11 protein-coding genes are annotated in these 13,560 nt (G+C 70.8%); 5 read left to right on the top strand and 6 right to left on the bottom strand.

Annotation, left to right across the window (positions count from 1 at the left end):
* Positions 1-56 precede the first annotated feature (56 nt).
* Positions 57-1,187: a glycerate kinase gene (locus RWS82_RS10240; RefSeq protein ID WP_314650632.1), complete on the top strand. Its 1,131-nt coding sequence runs from the start codon at positions 57-59 to the stop codon at positions 1,185-1,187.
* A 65-nt stretch (positions 1,188-1,252) separates the two neighbouring features.
* Here the strand turns inward: RWS82_RS10240 and RWS82_RS10235 are convergent, their stop codons facing one another.
* Positions 1,253-1,573: a type II toxin-antitoxin system RelE/ParE family toxin gene (locus RWS82_RS10235; RefSeq protein WP_314649692.1), complete on the bottom strand. Its 321-nt coding sequence runs from the start codon at positions 1,571-1,573 to the stop codon at positions 1,253-1,255.
* Entirely contained in the window at positions 1,570-1,815 is a 246-nt protein-coding gene (locus RWS82_RS10230; protein WP_314649690.1) for a type II toxin-antitoxin system ParD family antitoxin, read from the bottom strand. The genes RWS82_RS10235 and RWS82_RS10230 overlap by 4 nt, the downstream gene beginning before the upstream one ends.
* A 240-nt stretch (positions 1,816-2,055) precedes the next feature.
* Between RWS82_RS10230 and RWS82_RS10225 the strand changes: the two genes are divergently transcribed.
* Positions 2,056-6,213 carry a PQQ-dependent sugar dehydrogenase gene (locus tag RWS82_RS10225; RefSeq protein WP_314649687.1) on the top strand — a complete coding sequence of 1,386 codons (4,158 nt, stop codon included), beginning with the start codon at positions 2,056-2,058 and terminating at the stop codon, positions 6,211-6,213.
* 150 nt (positions 6,214-6,363) lie between these two features.
* Here RWS82_RS10225 and RWS82_RS10220 read toward each other — a convergent pair whose 3' ends face one another.
* Positions 6,364-6,768 (bottom strand): VOC family protein, encoded by a 405-nt coding sequence (locus RWS82_RS10220; protein ID WP_314649684.1) that lies wholly within the window; start codon positions 6,766-6,768, stop codon positions 6,364-6,366.
* Positions 6,769-6,952: 184 nt separating this feature from the next.
* On the opposite strand from RWS82_RS10220, the gene RWS82_RS10215 reads away from it, so the two are divergent.
* From RWS82_RS10215 to RWS82_RS10205, 3 genes are all read left to right on the top strand, one after another.
* Positions 6,953-8,038 (top strand): alkene reductase, encoded by a 1,086-nt coding sequence (locus tag RWS82_RS10215; protein ID WP_314649682.1) that lies wholly within the window; start codon positions 6,953-6,955, stop codon positions 8,036-8,038.
* Between the two features lie 137 nt (positions 8,039-8,175).
* Positions 8,176-9,297 (top strand): VanZ family protein, encoded by a 1,122-nt coding sequence (locus tag RWS82_RS10210; protein ID WP_314649680.1) that lies wholly within the window; start codon positions 8,176-8,178, stop codon positions 9,295-9,297.
* Positions 9,298-9,348: 51 nt separating this feature from the next.
* Positions 9,349-10,011 (top strand): hypothetical protein, encoded by a 663-nt coding sequence (locus RWS82_RS10205; RefSeq protein WP_314649677.1) that lies wholly within the window; start codon positions 9,349-9,351, stop codon positions 10,009-10,011.
* An 87-nt stretch (positions 10,012-10,098) separates the two neighbouring features.
* On the opposite strand, the gene aztD is transcribed toward RWS82_RS10205, so the two are convergent.
* Genes aztD through RWS82_RS10190 form a run of 3 tightly spaced genes read right to left on the bottom strand, consistent with a single transcriptional unit; the run spans position 10,099 to position 13,558 of the window.
* The gene (gene aztD / locus RWS82_RS10200; protein ID WP_314649675.1) at positions 10,099-11,307 is read right to left on the bottom strand and encodes a zinc metallochaperone AztD; all 1,209 of its coding nucleotides are present in this window, start codon (positions 11,305-11,307) and stop codon (positions 10,099-10,101) included.
* 27 nt (positions 11,308-11,334) lie between these two features.
* Positions 11,335-12,327 carry a zinc ABC transporter substrate-binding protein AztC gene (gene aztC, locus RWS82_RS10195; RefSeq protein WP_314649671.1) on the bottom strand — a complete coding sequence of 331 codons (993 nt, stop codon included), beginning with the start codon at positions 12,325-12,327 and terminating at the stop codon, positions 11,335-11,337.
* Position 12,328: 1 nt separating this feature from the next.
* Positions 12,329-13,558 carry an ABC transporter gene (locus tag RWS82_RS10190; protein ID WP_314649669.1) on the bottom strand — a complete coding sequence of 410 codons (1,230 nt, stop codon included), beginning with the start codon at positions 13,556-13,558 and terminating at the stop codon, positions 12,329-12,331.
* Positions 13,559-13,560: the final 2 nt, after the last annotated feature.

The following is a 13,560-nucleotide window of genomic DNA, read 5'->3' as shown; positions in this document are numbered from 1 at the left end:
GGCGCGGGGGCGGCCCGAGGGCTCGCGAGTGAGCGGTCGGGGCTAGTGTCGTGACCGTGCACACCGTCGTCTTCGCCCCCGACAGTTTCAAGGGCTCGATCGGGGCGGCCGAGGCGGCTGCGGCGCTCGCCGCGGGCTGGGTGTCGGTGCGGACCGATGACCACGCCGTGCTGCGGCCGATGGCCGACGGGGGAGAGGGCACGGTCGACGCGTTCGCTGCGGCGATAGACGGTGCGGAACGCATGCCGGTGCGGGTCACGGGGCCGGACGGATCGTCGACGGATGCCGCATGGCTGCGGTTGCCCGCCTCCGACTCCCACCCCGGCGGCACGGGGGTCGTCGAGCTTGCGTCGACGAGCGGGATCGAACTGCTCGCCGAGCGGCGCATCGGGGAGGAGGCGCACACGCTCGGGTTCGGGCAGGCGATCGCCGCCGCCCTCGATGCAGGGGTCTCGCGCCTCGTGCTCGGGATCGGGTCGAGCGCCTCGACCGACGGCGGCGTCGGGATGCTCACGGCGCTCGGTGCGCGGTTCTTCCGTGCCTCGGGGGAGCCGATCGGTCTCGGTGCGCGCGGGGTGGCCGAGGTCGTCTCGGCTGACCTTTCCGGGCTGCGCCCGCGGCCGCCGGGCGGGGTGCTCGTGTTGAGCGACGTGACGAATCCGCTGCTCGGGCCGCGCGGCGCGGCGGCGGTGTTCGGCCCGCAGAAGGGGCTCGACGCGCACGGGGTGGCGCGGGCGGATGCCGCGCTCGGGCGTCTCGCGGCGTTGCTGCCCGCCGACCCGGCGAGCCCGGGGACGGGTGCCGCCGGCGGCACCGGGTTCGGCCTGTCGGCCTGGGGTGCGCGGCTCGTGGCGGGTTCGGGGGAGGTGGGTGAACTGGTGGGTCTGCCGCGGGCGTTGGCCGAGGCATCCGCGGTCGGCTCGGCGTGCGTCGTCACTGGCGAGGGTGCGTTCGACGGTCAGTCCGCCGGTGGCAAGGTGCCGTCGTACGTCGCATCCGTCGCGGCGGGCGCGTCCGACGTGCCCGCGCTGCTCGTCGCCGGCCGCATCGCCCCCGACGCCGATACCTCGTCGTTCACCGCCGCCGTCTCGCTGACCGACCTCGCCGGGTCGGGCGAGTCCGCGATGCGGGATGCGGTCTTCTGGCTGCGTACCGCGGGGGCGCAGCTCGCCCACGTGATCGATTGATCTCGGGACTGCCCGACGGAGCCGGAAGGAACGGGGTCGCTGACTCCGTCGCAGCGCCCCGCTTCTCAGCGACCGGTGAGCGTCGAGGGGATGTCGCGGCTGCTGTGCAGCATGCGGTGGACGCGAACGGCGTCTTCGTCGTCGGTGTAGAAGACGACGTAGGGGAATCGCTTCATGGCGACATCTCGGAGACCGGGGATGTGCGTCTCGAGTGCGAACCGAGACGAGCCGATCGAGGGGAACTCGGCGAGCAGATCGCGGATGAGCTGCAGTTCGTCGACGAATGCCCGCACCGTGTCGGGGCGCCCTTCGCGGAGGAGGTCGTCCAGTGCCGCCTCGATGTCGTCGTCGGCCTGACGGGTGGTGACGACCCGGCGCGCACTCACTGCGACGCGGAAGCGCTCGCGCGGACGCGCGCACGCAGGCGTTCGAAGTAGGCGTCGTCGAACTCGGAACCCGGCCCCGAGGCCATTCCGGCCTCGAGAAGGGCGCGAAGGCGGGTGCGATCCTGCTCGCTGCGGATCAGATCGCGGACGAACTCGCTGCTCGTGCCGAAGCCGCGCTCGACGACCTGTTCTTCCACGAAGTCCTTGAGAGGGTCGGGGAGCGAAACGTTCATGGTGGCCATCTCCGGATCATACGTCGGTTGGCAAGGTTTGCCAACACTGCAATTCGGCCGCCCTCTTGCCCTTGGTCGGGGAGCGCGCTAGCCTCGCACGAAAGCGGTTGCGAAAGCGCTTACGCTGCGCGGATGCACCGCTGATCGCCCTCCCCTCTGCAGTGCCGCCCCGGGGAGGAGCGTGACACCACTCCTGGCACGACACCACACGACGATGACGTTGAGAGGTCTCCGATGCAGAGAAGAACCATGCCGTCCCCGCACTCCGCTCCGCGGACGGATGCCGTGCCCCCGGGCGCGCGACGGCGACGAGGGATCGCCGCGGCCGCCGTGGTCACGGCCATGATCGGCACGATGTTCGCCGCCGCCCCGGCCATGGCCGACGAGCCGTTCACCGAGGTGATCGACTTCGAGGAGTACGAGCGCGTCGCGCTGAACGACCAGGACGGCTGGACCGCCTCGGCTGCTCCGAAGGTCGTCGCCGATCCGCTCAACGGCAACAACCAGGTCGTCGAATCCGTCGGCGGAGGCCAGCAGGCGTTCCGCCAGATCCCCGCGATCGCCGACGGAACCACGGGGACGCTGTTCTTCCGCTTCCTGCGCACGGGCACCGTCGACACCTCGTTCGGGCTCACCGACATCGACGCCCCGAACGACTACGTCAACAGCCGCGCGTACGTGAACAACCAGAACGACGACGTGCTGCGCGTGCGCGACGGCGGCGCTTTCGCCCCCGCGGGAGTGTGGGGCAAGGACGCGTGGCAGTGCGTATGGATCGTCGCCGACAACGCCACCGACAAGGTGACCGTCTACAGCCAGGGCGGCCCCTACGCCGAGCGCACCCGCCTGCCCGAGGGCACCGAGAAGCAGTTCGGCTTCCGTCAGGCGGTGAACGGCGATCTCGACCGCTTCTTCTGGAAGAACGGCGCGACGAGCAACGGCCGCCTGCTGCTCGACGACGTGTCGGTCGACAACACGGGCGAGAACCTCGCGATCGCCACCGGCAACCCCGGCGACTGCGCCCCCGGCGAGACGGTGCAGCAGCCGCTGCTCAACCCGCTGCCCGACCCGGCGCTGTCGACGCTCGGCATCGAGGTGACCGAGCTGGCCCAGCTACCTCAGTCGCAGACGACCCCGGCGACGCAGGATCAGCGTCTCGTACGCCACAACCGCATCACCCACCTCGACGAGGTGCCCGACGGCTCGGGCCGGCTGATGGTGCCCGACAACAACGCGATCCTCTACCTCGTCGACAAGGAGTCGGGCGAGTACGTGCCGTACCTCAACGTGCGCGACCAGTTCGTCGACAACTTCCACAACAGTGCCGGCCTCGGCACCGGTCTCGGCGCGGCGGAGTTCCACCCGGACTTCGCCGAGAACGGCCTGTTCTACACCGTGCACACCGAGGGCACCACGGCGCTCACGGAGGACACCCCCGACTTCCCGGCCTACGGCAACACGCAGTTCCACAGCGTGATCACCGAGTGGAAGGCATCCGACCCGTCGGCGGCGACGTTCGAGGGCACGCACCGCGAGGTCATGCGCATCCCGTTCGGCGGGCGCGTGCACACGGTGCAGCAGATCTCGTTCAACCCGACCGCCGACGAGGGCAGTGCAGAGCACGGCATCTTGTACATCCTCGTGGGCGACGGCGGCAACGGCGTCGGCAACGGCAACCCGCAGGATCTCTCGACGCCGCAGGGCAAGGTGCTGCGCATCGACCCCACCGGCGACGACAGCGCGAACGGCGAGTACGGCATCCCGGCCGACAACCCGTTCCTGGGCGAGGAGGGCGCACTGCCCGAGATCTACGCGGTGGGTCTGCGCGACCCGCACCGCATCAGCTGGGACCCCGAGGGCGACCACACCATGTACCTCGCGCACATCGGCGAGTGGCAGGTCGAGTCGATCTACGCCGTCGAACCGGGCGACAACTTCGGCTGGTCGGTGCGCGAGGGCTCGTTCCTCGCCGAGAACCGGCAGATCTTCCCGCTGCCCGAGAACGACGCCGAGTTCGGCTTTACGTATCCGGTCGCCGCGTACGACCACAACCGCGACCCCGGTCAGACCGGTGATGCGGGCGTCGCCGTGAACGGCGGGTTCGTGTACCGCGGAGACATCGAAGCGCTGCAGGGCCGGTACCTGTTCACCGACCTCGTGCGGGGCTGGGTGCTCTCGACCCAGGCCGACGAGATGGTGCGCAACGACGGCGACATTGAGGATCTCGCGACGATCGAGCAGCTGCGCGTGTTCGCCGACGGCCAGGAGACCACGTTCCAGGACCTCGTCGGCGACACGCGCGTCGACCTGCGGTTCGGATCGGATGCCGACGGCGAGCTGTACCTCGTCTCGAAGGCGAACGGCAAGATCTGGAAGGTGACCGGTGCGCGCGAGGCGGGCCCGGCCTCTCCGTTCGTGCTGCCGGATCTCGCACCGAACCTGGTGACGCACTACGACTTCGACCACCCCGCGACCGACGCGAAGGTCGAGCTCGACCAGGGGCTCTCGGGCACCGACATCTCGCTCATCAACGGCGGGGTCGAACAGCGGGTGACCGACCGGGCGTACCCCGGGGCGGGACGCGCCCTGCAGACGCAGCAGATGAGCCCGACGACGGCATCGAACGACGACTGGAAGGCGGGAGTGTACGACGCCTCCGGGGTCGATTCACTCGACGCGTTCGCCGGCGCCGAGGAGGTCTCGGTGATGGGCTGGTTCAAACCGACGGGCGACCATCCCGCGCCGAACTCGAACACCACGGACCCCGACGACGTGTACAACGCGATCGGCCTCGCGGGCGTGCTCACCGGTACCTCCGACGGGCACGCGGTACGGGCTCTGCTCGAGGTCATCACGGTCGACGGCGAGCTGAAGCTCGTCGCCCTCGGTCGTCGGGTCGACGGTGCGGGGTCGTGGACCTTCGCCGCCGACCTGCCGTGGGACGAGATCCTGAAGAAGGGGCAGTGGGTGCACCTCGCCGCGACCTTCGACTTCGCGGGTGGTGAGATGAAGCTGTACATGAACGGCGAGGAGCTCGCCGGGCGGTACACCGCATCGAACCCCTGGGGTGCGGGCGCGACGAGCGACACCACTCCGGCCGGCATCAAGATCGGCGGCAGCTTCCCGCAGAACACGCGCGAGGCGAACCCGTTCCACGGCCGCATGGACGACGTGATGCTGCTCGACACGGTGCCGACCGCCGACCAGGTCGCGGCGCAATTCGCCCTGTACGGTGCCGCGCCGGCGCAGCCGCCGGTCGACCCGCCGTGCACGCCGACCGGCCTCGAGATCGCCGACGTCATGTCGGCCGACGACTGGGCGCCGCGCACCCCCGCGAAGTGGGAGTTCCCGGGCGACCAGGTCGTGCTCACCGAGGCGGGCACCAACCCGAACGACGGCATCCGCCGACCGTTCGAGTACGCGGTGCTCACCGAGGGGCCCGAGCTGGGATCATTCGATCTGAACGCGCAGGTGCGGCTCGACGAGAAGGCGTCGGTGAACAACCGCGACGTCATCATCGTCTTCGGGTGGCAGTCCGACACGCAGTACTACTACGCGCATCTGTCGAAGGACAACACCATCTATCCGCACAACGGCATCTTCAAGGTCGACAACGCCGACCGGGTGCGCATCGACGATCAGTGGGACGGCGCCGTCGGCGCCCCGCCCGCGGTGACCGATGAGGAGTGGCACGATGTGCGCGTCGTCCGCTGCGCCGACACCGGCCAGGTGGCCGTGTACGTCGACGGTTCGGATGCTCCGCTGATGACGGCGACCGACACCACGTTCCCCACGGGGCGGGTGGGCTTCGGCTCGTTCGACAACTTCGGCCGCATCCGCGACCTGACGGTCACGACGACGTCGCCCGACGAGGTCGCGCCGACCGCGACGGTGAAGACCGAGGCGGGCGCCACGGTCGGCCGCGACGGCGTGTACAGCCAGGTGTCGTTCACGCTGCACGACGAGGGCAAGGTCGACCGGGTGTTCCTGAACGGCGTGGAGAAGGACCTGACGGATGCCGTCTGGTCCGACCTCAACGGGGTGAAGCCGGGAGTGTTCGGCGCCGTGGAAGGCGCGAACACCCTGATCGTGCGCGACGTCGCCGGCAACGAGGCGACGGTCGAGTTCACGCTCGACGCGACGGCGCCGACCGTCACGGTCAAACCGGACCCGAAGGGGCAGGGCGCGGACCGGGTCTTCACGACCGTGTCGTTCAAGCTGTACGACGCGCGGAAGATCGACCGCGTCGTGCTGAACGGCGTGACGACCGATCTGTCCGACAACGTCTGGTCCGACCTCAACGCCGTCAAGGCCGGCAAGTTCGGCGCGGTGGGCGGTGCGAACACGCTCGTCGTGCACGACGTCGCCGGCAACGCGACGACGGTGACGTTCCAGCTGAAGCCGTAGCCGCGGCATCCGTCGAGGCCCACCGCCCCATCCGGGTGGTGGGCCTCGGTGCGTGGGGCGTGGGCGACATCTGGGCCGACAGTGCCGTCAACCCGCTGTGCCGACTGCCGTGCACGATCGAGCGACCGTTGACGTCCGCGGCCCGAGGGATCAGCCGGCGACGTCGGGGCCGACCCACTGCGCGAGCTGCAGGAGGTTGCCGCAGGTGTCGTCGAGCACGGCGGTGAGCACGGGGCCCATCGGTGTGGGCGGCTGAGTGAACGTCTCGCCGAGTCCGGAGAGGCGGTCGTACTCCGCCTGCAGGTCTTCCACGCCGAACGTACAGAACGGCAGGCCGTCGGCCACCAGCGCGTCGGTGAAGGCCTTCGCCGCGGGGTGATCCTTCGGTTCGAGGGAGATCTGCGTGCCGTCCGGGCGGGCCGGGTCGACGATCGTGAGCCAGCGGTACTCGCCCATCGGTATGTCGGCGGTGACCTCGAACCCGAGGCGCGAGGTGTAGAAGTCGACGGCGCGCTGCTGGTCGTTGACGAAGATGCTGACGGTCTGGAGCTTCATGGCAGGACCTCTCGGGAATCGAAGGGGAGGGGCGGCCGCATCGCGCCGCATGGCTCGATGGTCGCATGGCGGGCACGGGCGCGCGAGGGCATCTGCGTCGTCGCGGGCGGTGGCGGGGTGGGGCATCCACCTCTTCGGGTGCGGCGCGGGGAATACTCCGGTCGATCGGTGTGCTGGCCTCAGGGTGACCCTCTATTCCTCCGCCGAGTTCGGCGCCCTGCAGCTGTCCAACCGTGTCGTCATGGCACCCCTCACCCGCACCCGGGCCGACGAAGACGGTGTGCCGACCGACGTCATGGTCGAGTACTACCGCCAGCGCGCCGGCCAGGGGCTCATCATCACGGAGGGAACGTGGCCCGCTGTGGAGGGGAAGTCGTACCCGGGGCAGCCGGGCATCGTCACGCCCGAGCAGATCGAGGGATGGCGACGGATCGCGGATGCCGTGCACGAGGCGGGCGGCACCATTGTGATGCAGCTCATGCACGGCGGTCGCATCTCGCACCCCGAGATCTCGGGCGTCGACCGCGTTGTCGCTCCCAGCGCGGTGGCCGCGCCCGGTCAGACGCACACCCCGTCGGGCAAGGCCGACCTCCCGGTGCCGCACGCGCTCACCGCCGACGAGCTGCCCGAGGTCGTCGAGCAGTTCGCGCAGGCCGCCCGCAATGCGATCGCCGCGGGCCTCGACGGTGTCGAGGTGCACGGAGCGAATGGTTACCTCGTGCACGAGTTCCTGTCGCCGGTCTCGAATGTGCGCGACGACGAGTACGGCGGATCGCCCGAGAACCGCGCCCGCTTCGCGATCGAGGTCACCCGGGCGGTCGCCGGCGCCGTCGGCGGTGAGCGCACGGGCATCCGCCTGTCGCCCGCCCACGGCATCCAGGGCGTGATCGAGGACGACGCCGATGATGTGCGCGCCACGTACACGGCCGTCGCCAACGGGCTCGCGGCCCTCGGACTCGCGTTCGTCGACGTGCTGCAGGCCGATCCGCGGGGAGAGCTCGTGCAGAGCATCCGCGCGTCGGCGAAGGCGCCGCTGATCGTCAACTCCGGCTTCTCGGCCGAGACGACCCGCGAAGAGGCCGAGGAACTCGTCGAGGAAGGATGGGCGGATGCCGTCGCCGTCGGGCGTCCCGTCATCGCGAACCCCGACCTCGTCGAGCGGTGGCAGAACCGCGCCGACCTGAACGCCCCGCGCCCGGAGCTGTTCTACGGCTTCACCGCCGAGGGTTACACCGACTACCCCGCGCTCGCCGAGTCGCGCTCCGCGTAGCTCGCGCGCTCCTCGCGTGAGGGGTCACGACACGCCGCATGTTCCGCCTGCGGCACGGCGTGTCCTGACCCCTCGCGGTAGCCGCTTGCTGCGTCCGGGCGCCGGTCGCGGGAGGCCCCCCTCCTAGGATGGGACGGATGGGTGAGTGGACGTGGCAGGCGCAGTTCGGTCTCATCGGTGGCGGCATCCTGTTCTGGGTCGTACTGGTGCCGTTGCTCGTGATTCAGGTGCGCCGATACGGCGGCCTGTCGTTCCGACGGCTGCTCGGTGCCGCGGCGGTCAGCGTCTACGCGGTAGCGCTGGTGGCGTACACCCTTCTGCCGCTGCCCGAGATGCGAGCGAACTGCGGCGCGGGCGCCGCCGGCATCGAACTCATCCCCGGGCACTCGATCGGTGACATCCTGCGCGAGACCGAGGGGCTCTCGATCACCGGCACCCTGACGAGCCGCGCCACGATGCAGGTCGTCCTCAACGTGATGCTGTTCGTGCCCCTCGGCGTCATCGCGCGGCGGTACTGGAACCGCGGACCCGTCGTCTCGATCCTGCTCGGGGCGGCCGTATCGCTCGGGATCGAGCTCACGCAGCTCACCGGCGTATGGGGACTCTATGCGTGCGCGTACCGCGTGGCCGATGTCGACGACCTGCTCGCGAACACCGCGGGGGCCGCGATCGGTGTGGCGCTGGCGCCCCTCCTGCTGGCCTGGATGCCCAGTTCCGACGCTCTCCGTGCGGAACGACGGCAGCCTCGGCCGGTCACGGTCTGGCGCCGCTGGTTCGGGATGATCCTCGACGCGATCATCGTGCAGGTCGCCATCAGCACGGTGTCGGTGTTCCTCTTCGTGCCGCGCGTGCTGCTGGCGCCCGACCGGGCGGTGGGCCCGGACGAGGCGCTGATCGAGACGGCGGTGATCGGATGCTGCGCGGTGGTGCTCGTCGTCGTCGTGCCGGCACTCGTGTCGTCGGGGGCATCGCTCGGTCAGCGCATCGTGTGGCTCGAACCGCGATGGTCGGGGAAGCGGGGGTCGTCCGGGCGCCGGCTCGCCCGCGCATCCGTCGTGGCGTTGCCGTACACCGTGGCGACCGTGCTGCAGCAGCTACCGGACGGTGTGCCCGCGGTCGCGACCACGGTCACGAACGTCGTCGGGCTGATCAGCACGCTCGTGCTGATCGCGGCCGTCGCCTCGGTGCCCTTCTCGCGGGGTCGGCGTGGACTCTCGTTCGCGATCAGCGGCGCCGAACTCCACGACGCACGGGCCTGACGAGCGGGTACGCGGCGCGGGCCGGTGTCGTCGCCTCGTAGCCTGGGGGGCATGGCTTTCGCGTTCGTGCTTCCGGCGTCCCGTGCGTATATCGAGAGTGCGGGCGCGGCCGATGCCCGGGCGGTTGACGCCGACCGCGCCGCCGCAGCACTGCGGGCCGACTACGAGCGCTGGTCGCGCTGGGGGCTGGGGCTCCTCGCCTTCGTGCTCGCGGTCGTCGGGGTGTTCGTGGCGCTCGGCCTGACGACCACGATCGCGATGCTCGGCGGGGTTCCGGCACCGCTCGACGTCGCGGTCGTCGTGATCGCGGCGCTCCTCGGCGTCGCGGGGATCGGGATGCTCGTCGCGCTGTGGCGCTCCGGTCGGCGCATCCTGCGGGCCGCGTCGTGGTGGATGCGCCTGCCGTACGCGACCGGGGTGCGGCAGCGGCGCGCAGCCGGGTGGATCGAGGCCCGCACCGTGAACTTCGAGGGGCGGATCTTCGTGCGCATCACGACATCGAGCCTCGCGTGTCTGATGGGCGTGATGGGCCTGTCTGTCCTGATCTACGACGCGGTGGAGGGTCCGTCGTCGTTCACTCCCGCGGCGGTCGCGGTCGGCGCGATCGCACTCATCGCCGGCGTCGTGCAGATGGGCGGGGTGATGCGCGTCGTCTCGGCCGTCGCCGAGGGCGACCCCCTATGGGTGCGCATACGCTCGGGGTTCCGTCGCTGAGCTGAACACGCGTGAGGGGCCACAACACGCCGTGCGTCCCGGGTGGGATGCGGCGTGTCGTGACCCCTCACGGCCAGCAGCGAAAACTCAGCCCGCGGCGGGAGCGATCTCGTTCGGCGTGACGTCGAGCTCGGTGGTCGCAACGACCTCGCCGGTGGTGAGGTCGACCGCGTGCACCTTCTTCGCAGCGGGCTCGGTCACGTACGCGATGTCCCCGGCGACGACGATCGCGGGGTGCGGGTCCTGCCACTCCGCCGGTCCCTCCCACGCCTCGACGACCGGGTACTCCGCGGTGATCTCGCCGGTCTCGGGGTCGGCCACGTGGATCGAGCCGTCCGCCGACAGGATGTAGGCCAGGTCGTCCGGCCCGCGCACCACGTCGCGGAACGTGTACTCGACGCCCTCGGGCAGGTTGACGACCTCGTAGGTCTTCGCCGCCGTGTCGATGAGGGTGACGGCGCTCAGCAGGTAGCCCTCGGCATCCGGGTCGTTCTTGTAGTCACCGACGACGATCGGGCTCGTCTCGCTGACGTAGGCGTTGCCCATTCGTCCGTACGGCTGGTCCGGGGCGGTGAGCTTGGTGATCTCGCCGTCGGCGTAGACCAGCGCGCCGTCTTCGCAACCGAACACGACGGCCTCGTCGGCGGCCGTGCCCTCGCCGTGCACACCCGGGCACTGGTCGGAGGTCGCGATCTCGGCGCCCTCGGCATCCTTCACGACGATGCCGTTGCGTCCGTCGGCGTTGCCCACCGTGGTCAGGAACGTGCCGTCTTCGAGCACCACCGAGACGCCGTGGTGCGCTTCGACACCCTCGATCGTCTCGGTCTCGGGCAGCCCGTCGGCCTCGGCGAGGTCGGCGGTGTCGAAGATCGTGGTGTCGCTCGTGCCGTCGGCGTACAGCACGGTCTTGCCGCCGTGGCGCACCACGTGGCCGGGGGTGTCGGCCTCGAAGACCGTGTCGGTGAGTTCGGCATCCTCGTCCGTGCCGGCCGCGGTGTCGAGCAGCTGGAAGCCGTCGCTCATCGTGACCATCACATGGCGTCCGTCGCCGGCCGGGTTGAGCCGGGTGAAGGCCTCGGAGTCGAAGTCGGCGACGGTCTCGAGGGTGTCGCCGTCGAGCACGAGGATGCCGCCCTCGTACGAGATCGCGACGCGCGCGCCGGCCGCGGCCGCGCTGTCGGAACCGGTCGTGGGGGCGTCGCTGCCGGCGCCGGTCGAGGAGCAGGAGGCCAGGGTCACGGCCGCTCCGACGGCCACGGCGGCGAGCAGCGCCCGACGCAGGGGTGTCTTGTTCATGGTGCTTCTTTCTGTGGGGAAGGGGCCTCAGCGGGTGAGGCCGGAGGTGATGCGCTCGGTGTTGACGCGCATCATGGTCAGGTAGTCGGGGGCGCCGCCGTCGGCGTCGGTGAGCGACTCGGTGAAGAGCTCGACGACCTCGACGTCGCTCCCCGCCTCGCTCGCCAGGGCCTGCACGAGTCGGTCGGGCGACGACGACTCGGCGAAGATCGCCGGCACACCGGTGGTCTTGATCGCGGTGACGAGGTCGGCGAGGTCGGATGCCGAGGGGGCGGCGAGCGTCGTCCCCCCGGGGATCACCGCGCCGATCACCTCGAAGTCGAAACGGTCGGCGAGGTAGCCGAAGACGTGGTGGTTGGTGACGAGGGCGCGGCGCTCGTCGGGGATCGCCGCGAAAGCATCCGTCATCTCCGCGTCGACCGCGGCCACTTCGTCGCGGTAGGCGTCGGTGTCGGCGGCGAGCTGATCGACGTCGATGCCGTCGATCTCGGCGAGCGCCGGTTCGAGCGCATCGATGACGTCGATCATGCGCGCGGGGTCCGTCCAGAAGTGCGAGTCGGGCATGCCGGCGGCGTCACCCTCGGCGTAGTCGAGCACCTCGATCGCGTCGCCCGCGACGAACGCGGGGACGTCGGCTGCGACCGCACCGTCGAGGTGCTGTTGCAGCCCCTCCTCCAGACCGAGACCGTTCGAGACGAGCAGATCGGCGCCGCGCAGGGTCGCCGCCTCCTGGGCGGAGATCTCGAACGAGTGCGGATCGGCGTTGGGCTTCATGAGCGTGACGACGCGCGCCTGGTCGCCGACGAGTTCGGACACGACATCGCCCAGGATGTTCGTCGACACGACCACGAGCGGGCGCTCGTCGGCGGGGGCGGCGCAGGCGGTGAGCGCGCCGAGCGGGAGGGCAGCGAGCAGGGCGGCGACGACGAGGCGACGCGGGCGGGAGTGCGCGGGGTGACCGGCGGCGCGCGGGTGCCCGGCGCGGCGGGACGAACGGATGCGCGGAGGCTGAATGTGCATGTCAGCGTCCCGTCTCGGCGGTGAACGCCGGCTCGGCGTCGGTGTCGAACGTGCGCGCGATGCGGGCGCCGTCGGCGTAGTCGATCTCGTACAGGCGGTGCTCGGCGGGGGCCGAGAGGTAGGCGCGGTGCTGATCGGCGATGAGCGTGGGGGCTGCTCCCGCGGTGAGCGAATCGGCGACGAGCGGCGCCGTCTCGGCGCGCATTGCGCCGGTCGCCGCGTCGAGCACGAGCATCCGGCCGTCCTGCGCCAGGGCCAGCAGGGTGTCGTCGTCGTCGTCGACCGCCGTGACGTGCACGAGCGGGACGGGAGCCGTGAGCATCGTCCAGCTGCGCGCCCGGGTGTCGAGCAGGCGGATGTCGGTGCTCCCCGCGAGCCCCACGACGGTCGGACGGCCCTCGCGGTTGTCGAAGCCCGTCACCGCGCCCGTCGTGCCGGCCGGGTACGGGATGCGTTCGACGACGAGGTCGCCGTCGTCGACGTGCGCGAGCAGTGCGCCGTCGGAGCATCCGATCACCGCTCCGACACGGGTCGTGATGGTGCCGGCCGGCTGGGTGCACGGTTCGCGCAGGCCGGTGGCGCCGCCGTCGGCGGTGTACGCGACGACCTCGGTGGCGACGCCGCCCTCGACCTCGGTGACGAGCGCGAACGACCCGACCGGCACGACCATCCCGTCGTGGGGTTCGCGGTCGAGGCGGAACGACTCGCGGATCTCGCCCTTCGACAGTGCCTCGGTGTCGAGCAGCACGGCGTCGCCGGAGTCGGCGAACGACAGACCCGTGCCACCGGCGGTCGAGCTGTTCGTCGTCGCGACCGTCGCGGTGCCGTCGCCCTCTACCGTGCCGAGCAGGGCCGGGGCTGCCCGGTAGTAGTGGAAGTGGTCGACGTGGTCCCAGGTCCACACGCCGCTGTCGACGACCTCGACGCCCGCGCCGGAGTCGGCGAACAGGTAGCGCCCGTCGGTCGCCATCGCCGTCGGGGCGGTGACCGCGCCGAGGTCGGACACGCTCTCGTCGAGCAGGTCGAGGTGGCGCACGACGCCCTCGGAAGAGATCGTCGTGAGGCCCAGCGGCGGCTCGGCGACCTCTTCGGCGCCCGCGATCGCGCCGTGCCCGTCGCCCGTTTCCGGGGTCGAGGCGGGGGAGGGCGTGGTCGGAGCCGGAGCGGCGCAGGAGACGAGGACGAGCGAGAGGGCGCCGACGAGTACGGCGGGGGTGATGCGGGAGGGCACGG

The sequence above is a fragment of the uncultured Microbacterium sp. genome (assembly GCF_963528945.1).
Classification (GTDB): domain Bacteria; phylum Actinomycetota; class Actinomycetes; order Actinomycetales; family Microbacteriaceae; genus Microbacterium.
Note: the sequence above shows the minus strand (reverse complement) of the source record. Positions and strands in the feature narration are given on the sequence as shown.

Bases quoted from the DNA above. Each gene is read 5' to 3' on its own strand.
- aztC (WP_314649671.1), bottom strand. From the start codon at position 12,327: ATGCACATTCAGCCTCCGCGCATCCGTTCGTCCCGCCGCGCCGGGCAC.
- RWS82_RS10225 (WP_314649687.1), top strand. From the start codon at position 2,056: ATGCCGTCCCCGCACTCCGCTCCGCGGACGGATGCCGTGCCCCCGGGC.
- aztD (WP_314649675.1), bottom strand. From the start codon at position 11,307: ATGAACAAGACACCCCTGCGTCGGGCGCTGCTCGCCGCCGTGGCCGTC.
- RWS82_RS10210 (WP_314649680.1), top strand. From the start codon at position 8,176: ATGGGTGAGTGGACGTGGCAGGCGCAGTTCGGTCTCATCGGTGGCGGC.
- RWS82_RS10220 (WP_314649684.1), bottom strand. From the start codon at position 6,768: ATGAAGCTCCAGACCGTCAGCATCTTCGTCAACGACCAGCAGCGCGCC.
- RWS82_RS10205 (WP_314649677.1), top strand. From the start codon at position 9,349: ATGGCTTTCGCGTTCGTGCTTCCGGCGTCCCGTGCGTATATCGAGAGT.
- RWS82_RS10230 (WP_314649690.1), bottom strand. From the start codon at position 1,815: ATGGCCACCATGAACGTTTCGCTCCCCGACCCTCTCAAGGACTTCGTG.